The sequence below is a fragment of the Microcoleus sp. FACHB-SPT15 genome, assembly GCF_014849525.1.
In the GTDB taxonomy this organism is placed as follows: Bacteria; Cyanobacteriota; Cyanobacteriia; order Cyanobacteriales; family Coleofasciculaceae; genus Symplocastrum; species Symplocastrum torsivum.
On sequence record NZ_JACJNU010000062.1, the window covers coordinates 183,248 to 201,909 of the forward strand.

15 protein-coding genes are annotated in these 18,662 nt (G+C 45.4%); 9 read left to right on the plus strand and 6 right to left on the minus strand.

What is annotated here, in order from left to right; all coding sequences use genetic code 11:
* Window positions 1–136 precede the first annotated feature (136 nt).
* Complete coding sequence (locus tag H6F98_RS25235; protein ID WP_199348898.1) at window positions 137–1,030, minus strand: circadian clock protein KaiA; 894 nt, start codon at window positions 1,028–1,030, stop codon at window positions 137–139.
* Window positions 1,031–1,365: 335 nt separating this feature from the next.
* Between H6F98_RS25235 and H6F98_RS25240 the strand changes: the two genes are divergently transcribed.
* Window positions 1,366–4,776: an ATP-binding protein gene (locus H6F98_RS25240; protein WP_192221470.1), complete on the plus strand. Its 3,411-nt coding sequence runs from the start codon at window positions 1,366–1,368 to the stop codon at window positions 4,774–4,776.
* A 122-nt stretch (window positions 4,777–4,898) separates the two neighbouring features.
* Complete coding sequence (locus H6F98_RS25245; protein ID WP_192221471.1) at window positions 4,899–6,647, plus strand: glycosyltransferase family 39 protein; 1,749 nt, start codon at window positions 4,899–4,901, stop codon at window positions 6,645–6,647.
* A 148-nt stretch (window positions 6,648–6,795) separates the two neighbouring features.
* Here the strand turns inward: H6F98_RS25245 and H6F98_RS25250 are convergent, their stop codons facing one another.
* Complete coding sequence (locus tag H6F98_RS25250) at window positions 6,796–7,890, minus strand: RuBisCO accumulation factor 1 (protein WP_192221472.1); 1,095 nt, start codon at window positions 7,888–7,890, stop codon at window positions 6,796–6,798.
* Between the two features lie 354 nt (window positions 7,891–8,244).
* Between H6F98_RS25250 and H6F98_RS25255 the strand changes: the two genes are divergently transcribed.
* The 3 genes from H6F98_RS25255 to H6F98_RS25265 all read left to right on the plus strand — a co-directional run bounded on the left by H6F98_RS25255 (window position 8,245) and on the right by H6F98_RS25265 (window position 11,341).
* The gene (locus H6F98_RS25255) at window positions 8,245–9,195 is read left to right on the plus strand and encodes a response regulator (protein WP_192221473.1); all 951 of its coding nucleotides are present in this window, start codon (window positions 8,245–8,247) and stop codon (window positions 9,193–9,195) included.
* Complete coding sequence (gene ubiE / locus H6F98_RS25260; protein WP_396813348.1) at window positions 9,192–9,917, plus strand: bifunctional demethylmenaquinone methyltransferase/2-methoxy-6-polyprenyl-1,4-benzoquinol methylase UbiE; 726 nt, start codon at window positions 9,192–9,194, stop codon at window positions 9,915–9,917. Before H6F98_RS25255 ends, ubiE begins: the two co-directional genes overlap by 4 nt.
* 194 nt (window positions 9,918–10,111) lie before the next feature.
* Window positions 10,112–11,341 carry a DUF445 family protein gene (locus H6F98_RS25265; RefSeq protein WP_192221785.1) on the plus strand — a complete coding sequence of 410 codons (1,230 nt, stop codon included), beginning with the start codon at window positions 10,112–10,114 and terminating at the stop codon, window positions 11,339–11,341.
* A gap of 39 nt (window positions 11,342–11,380) precedes the next feature.
* On the opposite strand, the gene H6F98_RS25270 is transcribed toward H6F98_RS25265, so the two are convergent.
* Entirely contained in the window at window positions 11,381–11,527 is a 147-nt protein-coding gene (locus tag H6F98_RS25270; protein WP_192221474.1) for a hypothetical protein, read from the minus strand.
* Between the two features lie 650 nt (window positions 11,528–12,177).
* Here H6F98_RS25270 and H6F98_RS25275 point away from each other — a divergent pair.
* Window positions 12,178–12,747: a hypothetical protein gene (locus tag H6F98_RS25275; protein ID WP_192221475.1), complete on the plus strand. Its 570-nt coding sequence runs from the start codon at window positions 12,178–12,180 to the stop codon at window positions 12,745–12,747.
* A gap of 54 nt (window positions 12,748–12,801) precedes the next feature.
* Here the strand turns inward: H6F98_RS25275 and H6F98_RS25280 are convergent, their stop codons facing one another.
* The 3 genes from H6F98_RS25280 to H6F98_RS25290 all read right to left on the minus strand — a co-directional run bounded on the left by H6F98_RS25280 (window position 12,802) and on the right by H6F98_RS25290 (window position 15,252).
* A complete protein-coding gene (locus H6F98_RS25280; protein ID WP_192221476.1) occupies window positions 12,802–13,380 on the minus strand; it encodes a DUF981 family protein in 579 nt (192 codons plus the stop codon).
* 156 nt (window positions 13,381–13,536) lie between these two features.
* The gene (locus H6F98_RS25285) at window positions 13,537–14,868 is read right to left on the minus strand and encodes a sensor histidine kinase (protein ID WP_192221477.1); all 1,332 of its coding nucleotides are present in this window, start codon (window positions 14,866–14,868) and stop codon (window positions 13,537–13,539) included.
* Window positions 14,869–15,102: 234 nt separating this feature from the next.
* Window positions 15,103–15,252, minus strand: a complete 150-nt coding sequence (locus H6F98_RS25290) for a hypothetical protein (protein ID WP_192221478.1) — start codon at window positions 15,250–15,252, stop codon at window positions 15,103–15,105.
* Window positions 15,253–15,734: 482 nt separating this feature from the next.
* Here H6F98_RS25290 and H6F98_RS25295 point away from each other — a divergent pair, with 482 nt between their 5' ends.
* The 3 genes from H6F98_RS25295 to H6F98_RS25305 all read left to right on the plus strand — a co-directional run bounded on the left by H6F98_RS25295 (window position 15,735) and on the right by H6F98_RS25305 (window position 18,652).
* The gene (locus H6F98_RS25295) at window positions 15,735–16,775 is read left to right on the plus strand and encodes a permease (protein ID WP_192221479.1); all 1,041 of its coding nucleotides are present in this window, start codon (window positions 15,735–15,737) and stop codon (window positions 16,773–16,775) included.
* A gap of 139 nt (window positions 16,776–16,914) precedes the next feature.
* On the plus strand, window positions 16,915–17,724 hold the full coding sequence (locus tag H6F98_RS25300) for a TIGR03943 family putative permease subunit (protein WP_192221480.1): 810 nt from the start codon (window positions 16,915–16,917) through the stop codon (window positions 17,722–17,724).
* Window positions 17,725–17,941: 217 nt separating this feature from the next.
* The gene (locus tag H6F98_RS25305) at window positions 17,942–18,652 is read left to right on the plus strand and encodes an actin-binding WH2 domain-containing protein (protein WP_192221481.1); all 711 of its coding nucleotides are present in this window, start codon (window positions 17,942–17,944) and stop codon (window positions 18,650–18,652) included.
* The last annotated feature ends 10 nt before the right edge of the window (window positions 18,653–18,662 follow it).

The following is an 18,662-nucleotide window of genomic DNA, read 5'->3' on the forward strand; positions in this document are numbered from 1 at the left end:
ATCAAGCTTATCGCTAAATGCTGGTGAGTAAGGTGGTCAAAACAGATTAAACAACCTCTGTTGCCTTTCGGCAAAAGGATAGGGGTAATCAGAGGTTATTATTTTACAGCTACCGACTTCGCACTAAAAGTGGTGGTCACAACTCTCTAGGGATAGAACGACGATACATTTCGCCTAAGTGAGCAATCACATCGATAAGCGTCAGGCGATAGTCAAGTAAAACCTCCTCATTTCGCCCTTCAAGCTTCAACTGCTTGGAAAATTCTTCCATCAATTCCATATGGATTTCTACAATCCTTGACACCGATATATCTGCAAAAAAGGCTTTATCAACGAAGTTATCGATTTTTTGATTCAGGTTATCTTCTTGAGAGAAGTACTTCAAAACAATTTCGCGATACTCTAATTTTAAGTTTTCTAACAGCTTCTGCCTGTCATTTTGAGACAGATGACGTAAAAAAAGCTGAGGGTTTCTCTTGTAGTACACACCTAGGTATCCTAGCCGCTCTTTGAGTTTTTCAGATAATCGACACTGCTGCTGGATCAGAAAACTCCGAGTGGCGAGTTCTGCGGTGGGATCAACAGCAGCAGACGGTTCAGGTAAGCTAGAGGCAGTAGAAAGCGAAAGAAACTGAGTGATCGCTTTTTCAATGAACTCGCCAATCTCAGGAGATTGAGTGACACCGAGTTGAACTTCCGCCGCGTGGAAGAGGTAGTCGTCCTGACTAGGTGGAGAATTCTCAGTTATCTGGATAGTCTTGAGTAGGTGATGGGTCGTAGCGCGATGAGCTGTTCTTTTAATTTCCTTAGGGAAAATTACAACAGGGAGCAATGTCCCTTGTTCCAACAAGCGGTTGATGACGGGTAGCAATGAACCGTCATCTTGCAAAACTAAACAATCGAGCTGCTGCTTGTACTGCTCTAAAAAGTCGAAAAACTCAGATTCTGAGCCTGTAACATGCAACGTATAGCGATCGCTACTCAAAATCTGGCTCAACGACTGAGCTAGCGATTCCGAGTGTACAAACATACAAATAGACAGTTGAAGAGGCAAAACAATACAACTTAAAAAAATAAGCGAGTGAATTCAGTAGCGACCTCATTGAGTCGAGAATATTTTAACAATTTCTTTATAGAAGAACTTCATATTAATTTAAACAATCTGGAAATTGTAAGTAATTGTAATTGGTATGCCATCCCTACCCCCATTTAAGAGCAATAATTGAGCTGTACTTGCTCGTTACGAGTACCAAAAATTATCAATCAAGCAATCTTGCCTTACTAAACCTGATTTGTAATTCACCCAAAAAAGATGTGCTGCCGCCATGGCATCACCCTACTATTGCAGCCAGATTGGTCATATCCATGCCAACTCCCAGTCTAAAAGAATTTGCTCAAGCGGCTCCAGTGTGTCAACAAACCTCTGGTCTTGCTGCCGTACTGGAGATTTTTCGCACTTCAAGGTGTGATGCCATCGTTGTGCTAAGCGAACAGCAACGTCCTCTGGGAATTGTTAAGCTGCAACAAGTCATGCCCTACTTGCTCTCACCAGCAAGGGTAGGAGAAAGCAATATCACGACAGCAAGTGTAGATTTCCACCAACCCATAGTTCAGCTTGAGCCGTCGATCATTGAACCGCTCACCATTTTGTCGGCACAGTTAAGTTTGAACCAATTCTGGGCTTATGTAGACGAGTCAGGCGATGAACTCACGCCGAACTGCGGACGCTGTACAACTCAGAAGAACACAAGAGTTGGGGAATTTTACTCTTGTCCTGCCTCACCGGATTGGGCAGTGGTAGACGAGGAAGGCAAGTTTCTCGGACTGCTCAATAGCTGGCTGATTTTAAAATCTACAGCAGCAAGTTTTACCGCGTCCCCAACCGCGAACACCAGTCAGCCACCTGTTCTAAACGATCTTTATCCTTTAGTACAATTATTGGAACAACTACCATTACCCCTGAGCTTACAGACAGCTACAGGACAAGTACTGGCTCAAAATCTGACTTGGCGTAAGCAGATTGGAACCTCACAAGATCTAGATTGGGTGAGACGAACCACCGCCGCTATGCTAGATTTCGATTTCCCTGCTGTTGAGGCGCACTCAGCGTCCCACAGTAGTGCGGTGTCTCATGACGCGACGAGGCTAGTACCGCTTAGCTTTGGTGAAGTGGCTTTAGAGGAGAATACAGTAGCCACCCTAGAAGCTACGGCTTCCCAAACACTAACGAGTGCGCCAATGGTGACAGGAAAGAGCATCAAAGAGCGCTATGAGCCTTCTCAGGCAGCCGTTCAACGCTACTGTGCCATTGATACGCCCCACATGATGGCAACAGCGTTTAAACAACGAGTGATTTTGTCAACGCCATCAGGGTTACATAGCGCTGAGACACCAACATCAGAAACCCTCAAAAACAACATCCAAGAGCGCGTCTTCTCATTTGTCAAAATTCCCCTGTTGCAGCCAATTACGAGAGAGGGAAGACGCGCAGGAGCATGGAATCAGCACTTTAACAACGTTGGACAAGACTTGAGGCGCTCACCTCATCCCTCACCCAACTCGGATTTATGGCTAGTGCTGGCTCAAGACACAACGGAACAGCAACAAGTTACGAAAGAACTGGCAGCGAAAAATGCGGATTTAGTCCAACTCAATCGCTTGAAAGATGAGTTTTTAGCTTGTATTAGTCATGAACTGAAGACCCCTCTGACTGCGGTTTTAGGGTTGTCAAGCTTGTTAAAAGACCAGGCATTGGGAGAACTCAATGAACGTCAATCCCGCTATGCTCAACTGATTTATCAGAGTGGGCGACAGCTTATGACTGTGGTCAACGATATCTTGGATCTGACTCGGATGGAAACGGGTCAGCTAGAACTAACACTGGGGCCTGTACATATTCAAAGCGTATGCGATCGCGCTTACTCCCAAGCCCAACAACTCCATCCAGAAGCATCCCAACAGGACGAAGAATCAACACCCGAAACCCGTTTTACCCTGGAAATTGAGCCGGGTTTAGAGATGCTCATTGCTGACGAACTGCGCCTACGGCAAATGCTAATGCATCTCCTTTCCAATGCCCTCAAGTTTACAGATGCTGGGGGTGAGATTGGTCTGAGGGTCAATCGTTGGGAAGACTGGATTGCTTTCACAATTTGGGATACTGGCATCGGTATCCCCCCAGAGAAGCAGCACTTAATCTTCCAGAAATTCCAACAACTGGAAAAACCGCTCACCCGGCGGTTTGAAGGAACAGGCTTAGGACTCGTCTTAACCCAACGCCTTGCTCACCTACATGGTGGAGATATTTCCTTTGTTTCCAAACTCAATGAAGGAAGCCAGTTCACTCTACTTCTACCACCCTGTCCGCCCCAGAACAGTGAGCAAGATGGAGCAACCCAGAACTGGGAAAATGGAGGCAATCCCAAATCCCAAACCCCAAATCCTCAAAAAGAAGGACAGCAAGAGAACCAAAACCGTTTGGTGCTGATTGTTGAAACCGTACCCCGATACTTGGAAGGTTTAACAGAACAGCTCAAGAATTTAGACTATCGGGTTGTCATTGCCCGCGCAGGGACAGAAGCGATCGAAAAAGCTCGAAGCTTGCAACCCTGTGTCATCTTACTCAATCCCTTACTCCCCCAACTTTCCGGATGGGATGTCTTAACTCTTCTTAAATCAGATACCCAAACCCTTCACATCCCAGTCTTGGTAACAGCCACACAGGCAGAAAAACAGCAAGCTTATCATCACAAGGCTGATGGCTTCTTAAGCTTGCCAGTACAAGAGCAAGCCCTACTCCAAAATCTGACTCGCTTAGGGAAATATAAGGAAGGTACCCGAAGTGGTCTGACAATTCTACACCTACATCCTGACATCGTTGAAACACAGCCTGACCAGCCAAGCTTGTGTTCTGCGCTGACTGACATACTCAGCCTTGAACACTCCAAGCTCAACTACCGAGTTCTTGAAGCAGATGATTTAGAGCAAGCTGAATTATTAACTCGTGTTTGGCATCCAGATGTCGTCTTACTTGATGGTGCTGCGCTCAAAGACCCAGCGAACTACTTGAAAGAGTTCTCATCTTATACAGACTTAACGGCTTTACCACTAGTAACGCTAGACCATCAGACAACAGAGGCAGCCAATCAAATTACTGAGCTTTCGGTCTATCCCTGTTTAGCACCTGATAACGATTCAAAGTTCTCTGCCATCTTGCAAGTCCTTCAAGTAGCGACTGGGATGAGTCGCCAACCTAGCATTCTCGTGATGGATGTGAGTATCGCCCAGCAAGAGCCAGATAACTTAAAGGTCGAACCTCAAATGTCCAAGACAACGCGGCAGCGAAAACTTCAACGCCGAAGTTGCTCTGAATCTTCAGCCCCAACGCCACACGACTCGTGGCTTAAGGGATTGATTCAATACTTAGAAACCGCTGGATTTAAAGGCTTACTCTCATCGTCTTGGGCGGAAGTATCCCGTCAACTCCAAGAGCAAAGCCCTGATATGCTCTTGATTTGTTTAAAGGACGTGACTGACTCTTGTGCGCTAATGAAAGGCTTAGTTTCCCTTGCTCAGTTACCAAACCTCCCTCCAATTCTTGTTTTGGATCATCGTTTAGAGGTTAAGTATCCGAATAAAGCAGCAATGGACAAGGATGTCTCAAACTCTGAGCTAGAGTCATGCTTGAGATCTGTAGCCACTCGTATTGTGGGCGGGGCATCCCAGTCGATGACCCAGTTAATAGATCAGGTTTATCAAACTATGGCTCAGAATTGATAATTTCGTTATTTGTTGTTGGTTGTTTGTAAAAAAACAAACAACTAATAACAAACAACCAACAACCTTTTGCTATAAAGCCGTGCGTCTGTTGTAGAGTGGTTTCGCAAGGATGCCGGAAGATGAATAACAGCAAAAACCTTTCTACACATTACTGGGCGTTGGCTGGAGTTATGGTTCTAGGAGCCATACTGCGGTTTTGGCATCTTGACCTCAAGCCTTTATGGTTAGATGAGGTACTGACTGCGTTGCTGAGCTTAGGACGCCTCTATGTCGATGTCCCTCTAGACGTTGTGTTTCCTCTCTCGACTTTGCAGCAGCTATTTACCCTAAAGCCAGATGTCAGTTGTCCTGAGATTGCCCAAGCTGTTGCGAGTCAATCGACTCATCCTCCTCTGTTTTTTTGCTTAATGCACCAATGGCTGAGTTGGCTAGAACCAGTCGCTCAGTCATTGAGTTGGAAACTCAGGGCTTTACCCGCTTTGATTGGAGTTTGTGCGATCGCATCAATCTATTGCCTAAATCGCATCGTCTTTTCTCCAACTGCTGGCTTGATGGGAGCGGCGCTTATGGCTGTCTCTCCGTTTGGTGTCTACCTTTCCCAGGAAGCACGACATTACACGCTACCTGTGCTACTAACCACGCTTGCACTTTTGGGCTTCGTTCAAATTCAGCAAACTCTTTATTCCCGAAAGCTACCACGACCAAGGATTTGGGCAGTGTGGGGCATTGTTAATAGCCTTGGTTGCTATGTCCACTACTTTTTCATCCTTGCTTTTATTGCCCAGCTTGCAACACTTATTGGAGTAATGTTGCATCGCCGGAGGCTACCAAAGGGCAGTTGGCTAGCCGTTGGGCTTGTCGTTGTTGGCGTAGCGGTGAGCTATCTGCCTTGGCTGCCCATGCTGTTTGGAGATTTTGGGCGTCCAGAAACAGGTTGGCTACCAACGCCTGAACACATCATGCCCCTTGTCCAAACCTTGATGGGGTGGATACTGATGGTGATTGCCCTGCCAATAGAAGGTCAACCCCTATGGATTCAGGTGCCAATAGCATTGTTAATGCTGGGGTTTACGAGTTGGGTTAGTTTACAGAGTTGGCGTGGATTTAAGCAACTGTGGCGACAGCCAGAAACCCACGTTGCTACGCTTGCACTCTCCTGTTTCACCGTTTGTGTACTGCTGCAATTTCTTGCGATCGTCTATCTATTAGGTAAAGACATCACAGTTGCCCCTCGGTATAACTTTGTCTACTATCCAGCTATCATTGCCCTTGTAGGAGCCAGTCTCGCCGTCAATACAAGAACGATGGGGCAATGGAGAAAAATTCTCCCCCTGTGTCTTGGATTATTGAGTTGTGTCTTTGTCGTCTCAAATTTGGTCTTTCTTAAGCCCTTCAATCCTCAGCAGATAGCACAAGACATGAACCTAGAACCAGTTGTGCCCATGATGATTGCAATGGGATACAACAACTTTCAAGATGTCGCTTTGGGATTAAGCGTTGCCTTGGCTGTTGAACAAGAAGAATACAGAAGTTCAGGAGTTCAGGAGTTCAGAACTTTTATAAACTCTGGACGAACTGAACTTCTGGCAGAGGATACCTCTTTTGTTTTCCTCGATAGTAAGTTGGGATACGACCTTGTCTGGCAAAAGCTGTCAAAGCTGCCAGCGTCGTCGCTAGGTCGAATGAATCTCTGGGTAATTGCTCCCGGGTTAAGGCGTAGGGACTATCCCCAGCAGTTGACGATTGGTTCTGCGGAACCGGACGTAGGTATTGCTAATCAAATCCCTTGCACCCGTGACCCTAGTGAGTACTACCGCATTGGCTTTCCCTATCAGTTATATCGGTGCCAAAAAGGAGCTAGCCCCTAGTCTCCTATAGCCTCTTCTCACTAGACCTCTTGAAGAGCATTCTTTTTCATCAAATTTTTGGGCAGGCGGGACGCCTACCCCACAAGAAAAAATGACTATGAGTGGGATGGGCTGAAAAGCCCGTCCTAGCTATTGCTCTTCAAGAGGTCTACTCATCAATTTGCCAAACATCACGGCTTAAGGCTTCATCCAGAATTTTTTTCGGGCGTAACACCAAGATGATGCGTCCCAAGAGGGTGGTATCTGGTGCGTCTGGAAACCACTTAATTTCTATCTGTCCTGCCTGGTCAACGACAAAGTAGCTCTCAGCATCCCATTCCTGCTGGATTCTGTCGATGAGCAGTAGGATATCTTCCGGTTTGTCTGTCGTTTGAGTCGGTAGCTGACTTGTGTTACACAAAATCCCCACCAGGTCTTGCGCCTGTAAGATAACTTGCCAGCCAGGTATTGCCATGAGTATCTGCTTGCCAGATACTTCAACTAACTGGAAGGCTCCGCTACTGTTAAGAGTCGGAAAATCTTTTAGGTCATTTGTCTTCAGTGGCAGTTGACCTGCTACTGGCACCAGCCTTGGCACTCCTTCCTCGGCTTCGAGACGGTAGAACGGGAATCGAGGGGCGTGACGCTGTTTACCGCCGACTGATTCGGTCAGCAATTTCTCGATTTGTTGCCGTGCTGCTTGGGTGTGAGCGAACATTAAAGCGCGTGCAATCAAACGCGATCGCTCTTGTAAGTCATTGTGCTCTCTGGCACTTCTCCAATACCCATAAGCAACGGCATCACCGGGATGATTGGAAAATCCTTGCGGTGGAGAACCACGGCGGGAAAATTCTTTTACAGCTTTTGCCACCTCACGCGCTCCCTCTGAGTCGAGGTTTCTTGCGACAATAAATTCTGCCGCTGCTGCGCGTTCCGGTTGGGTAAGGATGCGTAACTCATACAAGGAATCACTACCCGTCCGCTCAAAACGCGATCGCACCGCATCGGATATTCCAACCTTTTCCAGCGTCGCGTAGACTTGAGACGCTACAATCACTTGATTTTGTTGGATTGGCTCAAATCCGGTTTCTTCAAAAATTGCCTGGGAACTGTAGCCTGCTTTTTGTAGCTGCTGACAAGCCTGTCCCCACTCAACCCAGTTGCTTTCTTTTCGTCGCAGCAGTAGTAGTAATTCTTTAACATTGACATCCCCTGAGTCTGCTTGAGGGTGATGCTCAGGAGTGCCGGGTGATATTTCAGTCATGATTTAGGGAAAATTGACGATGCTTTTCCAGTGGGATGATGTCTCTAATTTATCGTGATTAGGCTATTAATAATTCAGAGCGGTCAGCCGTTAGCTTTCAGCCATCAGCTTTACCATATATTTAACAGCGCCTTGATGAAATAAATGGCTAGGTTTGATTCACTGCTTTGTTAGCTTAAGAGCAAATCTTTACTTGTATTTCAGGGCTGTGGTGGCGATCGCTGATAGCTGAATGCTGATAGCTGACAGCTTTTTCTGAAAAATTGCCTTCTCCTGGCAAATATAACCGCATATTAGCCGTTAGCTAAATTGGTTGCTAGCCTAGGTTTGCTGCAAGGAGTTTATTGTATTGTTATGGACAAGGCTATCCCCAATCTTGACAATATCAGCCGTCAGTTGATGAACTTAGAACGACCCAAAAAACCGAAAATGCTGGTAGTGGACGATGAGCCAGATAATCTGGATTTGCTGTACCGTACCTTTCGGCGAGAGTTCAACGTCCTGAGAGCTGAAAGCGGTCACAATGCCCTCTCTTTGCTTTCCACTGAGGGGGAAGTAGCTGTAATTATCTCCGACCAACGAATGCCGGAAATGAAGGGAACAGAGTTTTTGAGTAAAACAGTACCCCAGTTTCCCGATACGGTGAGGATTATCCTGACAGGTTTTACAGATGTTGAGGATTTGGTTGAGGCAATCAACTCAGGACAAGTTTACAAGTACATCACGAAGCCTTGGGACCCTAATGAACTCAAAGCCGTGGTGCAACGTGCGGCTGAAACCTATGAACTACTTAAGCAACGAACCGAAGAACTACAGCGATCGCAAGCGCAAACCGAGCTACTCGCAACCATTGTCCAGGTTGCTCAGGACTCGAATACTTTAGAAGATTGCCTTGCACCGCTTGCCAAGGCGTTTGGTGAAAGCTTTTGTGCAGATTGTTGTATTTTACAATTAGCAGAGAATAATGCGCTTCTCCCGGCACGGGGGATTTATACAACATTTGACACGATTGAATACGGTTTAGAGAATGACCCACTTGTCCAAGAAGCGCTGAATAACCATGCACTTCAGGCTTGGGTCTATACTCCCGGAGAGATACAGCAAGCCAATACCGCACATTACCAAGCTGCGGATATTCAGGCACACCTACTGGTTCCGATTGTCTACCGTAATCAATTGCTAGCCGTTCTATCACTTCAGTGGAAGCAAAGAACCACACATCTCAAAGAAGATGAATTAAAACTGATTCATTTGTCAGCACAGCACGTTGGTTTAGCGCTCACCGTTACCCGTATTCATCAATGATGACCGATCGCCCAGTGACACCCCCTGCCTCGGAAATTCGCGAGTTGTTTGACCGGATTGCACCCGTTTACGACCAGCTAAACAATTGGTTGAGTTTGGGTCAGCATCGTGTATGGAAACTGATGGCGGTAAAGTGGAGTTCTCCCTGTGCTGGGAATGTCTGCTTAGATTTATGCTGTGGTAGTGGTGATTTAGCCCAACTGCTAGCACGGCAGGTTAGAGCCACAGGTCAAGTTTATGGGGTAGATTTTTCACCCGCTCAATTGGTGATCGCACGTCAACGTGCTGAAAGTCAACCACCACCCGCTCCAATTACCTGGGTTGAAGCTGATGCCCTGGATTTGCCGTTTGAGGACAATTATTTTGACTGCGCCACAATGGGGTATGGTTTGCGTAATGTAACGAATATTCCTCGCTGTCTTTCGGAGTTGTACCGCGTCCTTAAACCAGGCGCTAAAGCCGCTCTGTTGGACTTCAATCGTCCCACACAGCCTTATATGCGTACCTTTCAGCAGTGGTATCTCGATAACGTTGTTGTGCCAGTTGCCGAACAATTGGGCTTAACTGAAGAATACGCCTACATCGCACCTAGCTTAGATCGGTTCCCAACAGGGCAAGAGCAGGTAAAATTAGCCCAAAGAGCAGGCTTTACTGCTACTCACTATCCAATTGCGATCGGAATGATGGGAGTGTTAGTGATGACAAAGCCCAAGATCATCTGACTTAGCAGCCAGTCTGACACCAGAATCTGAGCTGGTATCTTGAGTAGTCTAAAGTAGTATGGCAAGAGTTACCAATACACAAACTAAGATGGGGTTAAGGGGATAAAAGCAAAAAGTACGAAGAAAAGATACTTATTTTTGCTTGTTCCTTGTGATATTCCTTCACCTCCGTGTATTGGATTGCCACCTTGAATTTGGATCTAGCTACACTTTGGATTTACGTTGCCCCTCCCATAGCGGGGGCAATTATTGGCTATTTCACCAACGACATAGCCATCAAGATGCTGTTTCGCCCCTACAAGCCCATTTATTTCGGTAAGCGACAACTACCGTTTACACCGGGTTTGATTCCTCGCAATCAAGAACGCCTTGCCAAGCGGATTGCTGACACCATTATGGGTTCACTACTGACCCCTGGTGAGCTGCAAACGTTAGCAGGACGTTTGCTAGCAACAGAACGGGTGCAGGGAGCGATTCTCTGGTTGTTAAAGCTGGGATTAGAGCAAGTCCAGCTTGATAAGGAACAGAAAACTGCCAAAATTCTCGCAGGTATCCTTCGGGATTTACTGGGTGAGTCTTTACCTCGATTGCTGAAGGTACTCGCTCGTCGTGAGGATTTCTTGGAAGCTCAGATTAATCAAATTTTTGATCAGGTTTTGTTGGATTTCCAACTGACTGAAGACCAAGCCCGAAAGCTTTCTGACTGGCTATTACAGGTGGTGTTACCACCCGATGTTTTGCGGCAAGCGATCGTTGACTTCCTTACTGATCGAAATATTCAAATTATTGATGAGGGCTTTCGGGAAAAATCGAGTGGGACGTATTGGGTAGTGGCAAATCTGTTTGGTTTACGCAATACGTTGACACGTCTGCGAACCTATTGCTTGGATGAAAGGGATGCGGCAAATGCTCGTCTGGCTGAGTTAAGTGTTTCTCTGGCGATTCGAGAGCGCTTGCGAAAATGGCTGCAAAATGTCTCACTGCAAAATCTACCCGTATCAACAGTGCGGCAGTTGCGTAAAACAACGCGAGATACAGTTCGCAGCTATGTTCAAGAGCGTGGTGGTGAACTCCTAAAAGGGTTAAATCAGTCGATTGATTGGGCAAATGTGGCGGCACTTATCCTTAATCGGCTCCGGAATTCTGCTGCTGTGAACTCTTCACTTGGATTGGTGAGTCAGGAGTTGGCGTTGATTTTGGAACGCTATTTGGAGAAAGATTTAGAAAATATTGTGGCGCAAGCAATTCCGATTTTATCGATTGATCAGGTGATTGTTGAACGAGTGAGGGCAACGTCTTCTGAGGAGTTGGAGACAACAATTCAAGGGATTGTGAAAAGTGAGTTGCAAGCGATTGTTAATTTAGGTGGAGTTTTAGGTTTTGTTGTCGGTTTGTTGCAGACGGCTTTGCTACTACTTCGGTAAACGCAATAGCGATCGCATTCACTCTAGCTGACTAATGGTCTACTTATTACTGTGTGCTTCTGTTTGAGTAATAACTTCACTTGCTGTCTTTAAGCCCCATTCAAGATTGTGAACGCCAATCTTAACGGCAACAATAGACACGAAGAGAACTAGAGCAAGTGTCCAAGGGTCTCTTTGGTCGTGCATATACTTTTGTAATTTGAGCGGGAAGTGAAGTGTATTGAAGGCTCTTGCCTTTATATCATTTAAACAAGCTTCTTTCACACACAATTGTCTTTGCTTTAACTCTCTGTTAGTTGCGATTAGTTTAAGCTACTTGCAATACACAAGGGAGCCAGAACCTAATGGTATGCTTCGCTAAAACACTCTGTTGCTAAACAATTGTCCCTTCGTGATACTCTCTGGCTTTTAGGTATGCTACTGCTTAACTCAACTTAATCTTCACGAAAACTTTTTAGATAGCCGTTGTTGATCGTTATTAGATGCCGATTGCTGCTGATTGTTCTGCTGTGGCATTAGATTTTTCCTGGTAGATAAAGCCCATACAGTACACACACCCTCGTACCACCACTGGTGGTGGCATAGGACAAAGCACCCATGATGAATTTTTGTTGCCCTTTGGAGCCACTAGTTAAAAAATGACTGTAGCGCCTCGTGCGGGCAGAAGCGCAATCGCTCAAGTTCGCATCTAGTCTAGCTTCGTTCTATAGAAATGCAAAGATTCTTTCACAGACAACCTCATCTGACATTTGAAAGCATATTCCGCCTCTGTTGTTATCCGGATTTTGGGCATGAATTCAGGTTGAAGTTGATAGTCCTTGACTCAACAACAGGCTATGCAATTACTGAAGCTAGCGATCGCCTTTACTGCTTCTCTTCTTTTCCTTGGCTGTACCTCCCAACCCCCACAAACACAGTCCCCACCCACCCCAACACAAAGCACTCCTACACTAGACACTACTACCCTCAAAGCTGCTATTGAGGAACTAGAAATGCTGCAAATCAAGCTTAAAAGCGGCATCAACCCTAGCACGTATGCCCACTTGATTAGGAATACTTTACCTATCGTCGAGAGGGCTAGTGGTGAAGCTAAGGCAGTAGCCGCTATGAAATCAGCCATGGCAGGACACCAATTAGCGCTCAAGTTTTGGCAATGCGATCGCCAAGAAGGCTACTATAAACTCCACGAATGCCGAGGTAAGGCACTCTCAGGTATATTTGCCAAGTATCCAGACATCAAAGCGCAAGCAAAAGTAGACATTAAGAACACACAGCCTACTAAAATTAGTACTCAAGTCAACCAAGAAGGGATGTTACAGAGAATTTGGGAAAAGACAAATGCTGATACTCAGACGGCAAAACGGGTACTCGCTCCATCCCCGACTCCACAAGCACAACAACTGTAAAACTGGTTGAATGTTCGTACACCTGTTCAGGGGGATAGGTGATAGGCGATCGCTTTATGGTGATTGCATAGTAGATGGCACCCAATCCGAGTAACCTTCCAAATGACCCCAGTAGGCTTGAATCCCAGTTACTGCCCAGATTAATGCCGCGACTACCAGGACAACGACACCCACTAATCGAAACGTGCGATTGGCTTTCAAATAAAGTGCTGGTGCGGCACAGATACCACCCAATCCAGTCAAAATAAAGCCAATTCCTGAAATGACTGGCTGCCTCGTCAAGCCTAGATTAATAATGCGTAAGCCCACGACAATTGCCGTCACGCCTGCAAAGAATGCATAAATCGCTACACTTAGCAAGTCCCATCCTTGGGCAAGAGAGACTGATGCACCGATGAATATAATGCCGAACAGAACTGACAATTCACCATAGGCAATGTTGAAGCTACCTCTAACAGGCCAGGTAAAGATCATGTGTAAACCCGTCACTAACGCGATCGCACCAGTCATTCCGAACCCAGGAATCCAATGCCTCTGTGTCCGATCCTCAAACCCCTGATACACATAGTAAGCCAGCAGAAACAGACCAGCTACCATATTGATCAGCATTAATGTGATGTAGTTGATGAACAAGACTCACCTCCGATGTGAATAATATGTATATTTTGATACTCTTGTTATTTACTACTAATAAGTTTATTTACCACTAATTTTAAGTAACTCGACACTGAGTCAAAGGTCAGAGGCTCACACACCTTCACCTCAACAGCATCAGAAGCCAGCTTGTGGTTAAGCAAGAGGAAGTAAAATCTGAAATTCTGTGCCTGTGTTTGGCTGAGAATGCAAAAGCAACTGCCCTCCATGTTTTTGAGTGACAATTTGATGGCTAATGGCTAAACCTAAGCCAGTTCCCTTGCCCACAGGTTTTGTCGTGAAGAACATCTCAAAAATCCGCTCCTGAATTGCTAGTGGCATTCCGGTTCCATTATCAGCAATTGTTACCGATACCCACTCCTGGTTGGATTGTTCTAAGATATCAGTGCTAATCTCAATCTGAGGTTGCCAAGTCTTGGAGCTAGTGGCTTGTTCATTGAGCTTTTCTGTTAAAGCATCGATCGCATTACTGAGGATGTTCATGAACACCTGGCTCAGTTGACCTGAGTAGCAATTAATTAGTGGGAGATCGCCATAATTTTTAATGACTGCGATGCCTGACTTGAGGCGGTTATTTAAAATAATTAAAGTACTCTCAATACACTCATGAAGGTCTGCTGGCTTACGATGAGTTCCATCCATGTGAGAGAAGCTTTGCAATCCCCCTACAATTTTGGTTAATCGTTCAGAGCCTAACTCCATGCTTTTGAGGATTTTCGGTAAATCTTCTAAGACAAAACCTAGATCACATTCTTCTTTTAGCCCACTCAAACTTGAAGAGGTTTCAGGGAATTCTACTTCATAAGCTGACAATACTTTGATTAATGTCTGGCAGTAACTAAAGAGAAAATCAAAGTTACAGGTAATGCAGCCAACAGGATTTTTAATTTCATGAGCAACACTAGCAACCATTTGTCCCAAAGCTGCCATCTTTTCGGTTTGAATGAGCTGAGCCTGAGTTTTCTCGTCGAGTAGCCGGGTAGCCAGTTCATGAATGTTTGACTGTGCTACTAGTAATTGATGCACATCCAGTAAGCGATATGTTCCTATCTCTAACTCAACGATAATTGGTTCATAAAGCGCATTAGCGGAGCGCTGTAACGAGCAACGGGTTGCTTCGACAATCTGTGTCTCACCGGGAAGAATCAACACATCTGTATTGGCAAAGCGATATAAGGAAGATAATGGACGCTTCAAAAAGAGTTCTAGTCCATAGGGACGGCTCATTTGTTCCAAAAATCGTCGCCGTGAAATCATCCCGACTAACTTACCCTGCTCAGTGAGGATGACTCCTGGTAGCAGTGGATTAAGCTGAAAAGTGTGGGTGACTTCTTTTCCCAGATGAGAAGACTCAATTTGAAAATCGTGTAGTGATAGTTCTTGAATGGTGGATTCTAGACTTAGATTCTCTGTCTTAGGTGGCGTGGAAGGAGAAAATTCTGTGTAAGGCTTCTCTAAGGCAAGCATAAGAAGATCCAAAGGAATAAAAATGATCGGGGTGACGGTCAAGCTTCCAGCTTTAATTTAACACTCAAGTTTCCGCTTTAAGAATTGAGTTATGCAAAAAAAAATCAAAATCAACCTGAGTAATAGTTAAAACTAGGTTAACTATTGGTTATCTCTAGGTAGCGCTATTAAGGCTAAAAATTCTGGAGTTTATATACAGTTAAAAAACGAAGCTACTTATAAATAGAGAGTATGTTAAAGTTCTACTTGTGAAATTGTAGCTAACTTAAGCAGGTGACTGAGAAAAAGGCGATAAACAGAATAGCAGACTGCGCGATCGCTGTTGTTCTCGGAAGCGATCGCAACAAAGCCTAACTGAGGCGATCGCATTTTAGTCCCAAACAAAAACTTATGAAAGGCACGATATTATCGTGCCCCTACCGTTCTACCAAAATATTTAGAAAGGCATCTAATTGAACCTGGGAAAATGATTAGAAATTGCCTGCCAGCAGGTGAAGGCAATATTACCTAAAGCATTTAATCGCATTTCACCGTTGACCACATCGCCAAATAAACATTGCCGCGCCTTGGTACAGAGGGTGATTTGACATACTCCGTAGCGTGACTTACAACCAGGGGGGTATTGGCTAGGGACACGATAACTTTGACCGCAAGACATTCAACCACTGGTAAGCTGGTTACTTATTCGAGTGTGACACTGAGTATAATCGGTACTTTTCCGTGTTGTTGATAAGCAGCATGGCAACTTTTCGCAAATCGTCTGTGTCAAGGGCTACATTGGTTGGATTAATAGTAATACCTTCTTTTCCGATAAAATGGCGCTTGCTGCGTCATTTAGGTAAAACATCTTACGATCAGCCCAACGCATGAATCAGCTGAACACCGCTTTCACTCTTTTCCTAAGTTTGCTTGTCGAAGCCATTCCTTTTTTGTTGCTGGGGGTTTTATTATCCAGTTTGCTCCTGTTGTTTGTTGATGAGCGTAAGCTGATTTCGGCTATGCCTCGAAACCCCGTGTTAGGGGCAATTGTTGGTAGTTGTGCAGGGATGTTCTTTCCTGTGTGTGAGTGCGGCAACGTGCCAGTGGCGCGGCGTCTGCTGCTTCAGGGCGCACCAACTCCCGTAGCGATCGGTTTTTTGTTGGCAGCACCAACAATTAATCCGATTGTGATTTGGTCAACCTGGGTAGCATTTCGTGACCAACCAGAGATTGTAGTGTTGCGAGTATTGTTTTCTTTAGGGATTGCCGTCTTTATTGGTTGTATCTTCAGTGTTCAGGCAGATTTACGCCCTCTCCTGAAACCTGCGATAACTCGCTCGATGCCTCGTCCTGAAAAGGGTGTAGGAGGTGATTTGAGATCTGCCTCCACTAAAAAAGAACAGACACCCATGCTGTTACAGTCCGGTTCCTATTTACTTGGTCAACCGGGGGCACCTTTGCGAATGGATACTACGGTTTTACAGGCATCGTTAGCCGCAACGAAACCAACCAAACCTCTTCCCGATCGCTTGCGCCTATTTTTGGAGAATATAATCCAGGAGTTGCGAGAGTTGGGTGGTGTTTTGATTTTGGGAAGTGCGATCGCAGCTTTAATTCAAGTCCTTGTACCTCGTGACATTATCCTGAGTTTAGGTCAAGGGCCAGTAACATCAATTATCGCGATGATGTTGTTAGCAGCCGTGGTGTCGATTTGTTCCACTGTCGATTCATTCTTTGCTCTTGCCTTTGCTTCAACGTTCACAGGCGGTTCTCTACTGGCATTTTTGGTATTTGGCCCGATGATTGACCTCAAAGCGATCGGCTTGATGTTGTCTGTATTTAAGCCAAGGGCAATCATTTATTTATTTGCTTTAGCCACGCTGTTAACCTTTTTGTTGACGCTGTTTGTGAACTTGCATATTAGTTGACATTTAGCGATTGCTCTTTGCTTTGGCGTTTATGCAGCAGTCGCCTTGGCGACTCTTGACTCTCGCTCTCATACTGAAACTAAGACCAGTCAATCTTCTACCTTCTGCCCTCTGCCTTTTGCCATACAAGCTGTAGATTATGAGTTCAGCTCAAAACTTCGGGAAATCCCGGTTCCCCCGTTCCTCCTTTCAAAGCGTGTTATTACCCCTCTTAGATATCTTCGCCCTGGGAACTTGGGGCGTATTGATGCTGAGATATTGGCTCAGGGGTCAGTTGAGTTTATTGATTCACCCCAATTACTTTTGGCTAGTGATTGTCACTGGCTTTGCCTTGTTGATACTGGCAGGGTTAAGGGTGTTGCAGCTATTTACTCAGATGCGTCAACAGGCAGCCGGGAAGCCTGTTACCATGCCACTAGCTCAACACCTCAGTTTGTTTCCTCCTGGTTGGAGTAGTGCCTTACTGATAGCAACAGCAATTGCGGGGTTACTGATCACACCGAAGGTATTTACCAGCCAGACTGCACTCCAACGAGGCGTTGCAGAGTCGTCAATCTTAACGCGATCGCAACCTCAAGCGTTTCGTAGTGCCAGCAATCCTCAAGATCGCTCAATTATTGAATGGGTAAGGACGCTTAATGTTTATCCCGAACCCGATGCGTACACAGGGCAAGCGGTAAAAGTACAGGGGTTCGTTGTCCATCCCCCCGACTTACCCTCACAATACCTTTTAATTTCTCGCTTTGTGATTACTTGCTGTGCAGCCGATGCCTATCCCGTTGGGTTACCCGTGAAACTAAAGGAAGACAGTAAGGCGTATCGTGCTGACACTTGGTTAGAAATTGAGGGTCGGATGATTACCGAAACGTTTAAGGGTAAGCGTCAGCTAACTATCGAGGCAAGTTCCCTTAAAAAGATTCCTGAACCTGCTAATCCTTACTTCTACTAATTTTTTTGGACTAGACCAACTCGGCAGAACTCACTCTCAGTAGTAGAGACGTACCCGCAGAACGACTTTACAAGGTTTCGCAAGCATCTAAAAAAAGGACAACAGACACGGATTTGGGAGCAACACCAATTCCGGAAAGTTTGCTTTGAGAATTGTTGCTAATGGCAGTTGACAAGAGATTCCTGCTAAAACTAGGTATGCCTTAGGGGAGAAGAAGATGATTCAACGTCAAGGTCAAGTCCAGGCAACACGCTACTTTACAACCTTAATTGGGTTATTACGCGATCGCTCCTTGTTTCTGGAAGAAATTCGTTCCGGCATCAAGCTCAAGAGTAAGGTAACCTCACTGCTGATTTGCAGTTCGCTGTTTTTTGCCGTTTATGGTGGGATTATTGGCTCCTTCCACAGCATTGCTCAGGCTTTGTCTTCAGCCGTGAAGCTGCCCTCGCTCTACCTGATTACACTGATTATCTGTTTCCCAACGCTATATTTCTTTAACATCCTGTTTGGTTCCCGCAAGACGTTTGGGCAGCATTTTGCGATGCTCTTGACAGCAGTGTCGGTGATTAGTGTCTTGCTTTTCAGCTTTGCACCCATCACGCTATTCTTTCTTATTTCTACTTACAATTACCAGTTTTTTAAACTGTTAAATGTAGCCATCTTTGCGATTACTGGCTTCATTGGGGTTAAATTCCTTTACCAAGGAATGCACTTGCTTTCTAAGGAAGATGAGGAAGGCTTAAGCACCCGGATGAGCATTCTCCGGTTTTGGTTAATTCTTTATGCCTTCGTTGGCACGCAGCTAGCTTGGACACTGCGACCATTTTTTGGTACACCTGATTCACCCTTTGAGTTATTTCGTGAAATGCAGGGAAACTTTTATCTAGATATTTTTACAGCCTTGGGAGAAATTTTTGGTTTTCAGTAGTTATAGCAGT

Coding starts and splice junctions, on each gene's coding strand:
- H6F98_RS25240 (WP_192221470.1), top strand. CDS start 1,366: ATGCCAACTCCCAGTCTAAAAGAATTTGCTCAAGCGGCTCCAGTGTGT.
- H6F98_RS25250 (WP_192221472.1), bottom strand. CDS start 7,890: ATGACTGAAATATCACCCGGCACTCCTGAGCATCACCCTCAAGCAGAC.
- H6F98_RS25300 (WP_192221480.1), top strand. CDS start 16,915: ATGAGTTCAGCTCAAAACTTCGGGAAATCCCGGTTCCCCCGTTCCTCC.
- H6F98_RS25245 (WP_192221471.1), top strand. CDS start 4,899: ATGAATAACAGCAAAAACCTTTCTACACATTACTGGGCGTTGGCTGGA.
- ubiE (WP_396813348.1), top strand. CDS start 9,192: ATGATGACCGATCGCCCAGTGACACCCCCTGCCTCGGAAATTCGCGAG.
- H6F98_RS25235 (WP_199348898.1), bottom strand. CDS start 1,030: ATGTTTGTACACTCGGAATCGCTAGCTCAGTCGTTGAGCCAGATTTTG.
- H6F98_RS25275 (WP_192221475.1), top strand. CDS start 12,178: ATGCAATTACTGAAGCTAGCGATCGCCTTTACTGCTTCTCTTCTTTTC.
- H6F98_RS25255 (WP_192221473.1), top strand. CDS start 8,245: ATGGACAAGGCTATCCCCAATCTTGACAATATCAGCCGTCAGTTGATG.
- H6F98_RS25285 (WP_192221477.1), bottom strand. CDS start 14,868: ATGCTTGCCTTAGAGAAGCCTTACACAGAATTTTCTCCTTCCACGCCA.
- H6F98_RS25270 (WP_192221474.1), bottom strand. CDS start 11,527: ATGCACGACCAAAGAGACCCTTGGACACTTGCTCTAGTTCTCTTCGTG.
- H6F98_RS25305 (WP_192221481.1), top strand. CDS start 17,942: ATGATTCAACGTCAAGGTCAAGTCCAGGCAACACGCTACTTTACAACC.
- H6F98_RS25295 (WP_192221479.1), top strand. CDS start 15,735: ATGAATCAGCTGAACACCGCTTTCACTCTTTTCCTAAGTTTGCTTGTC.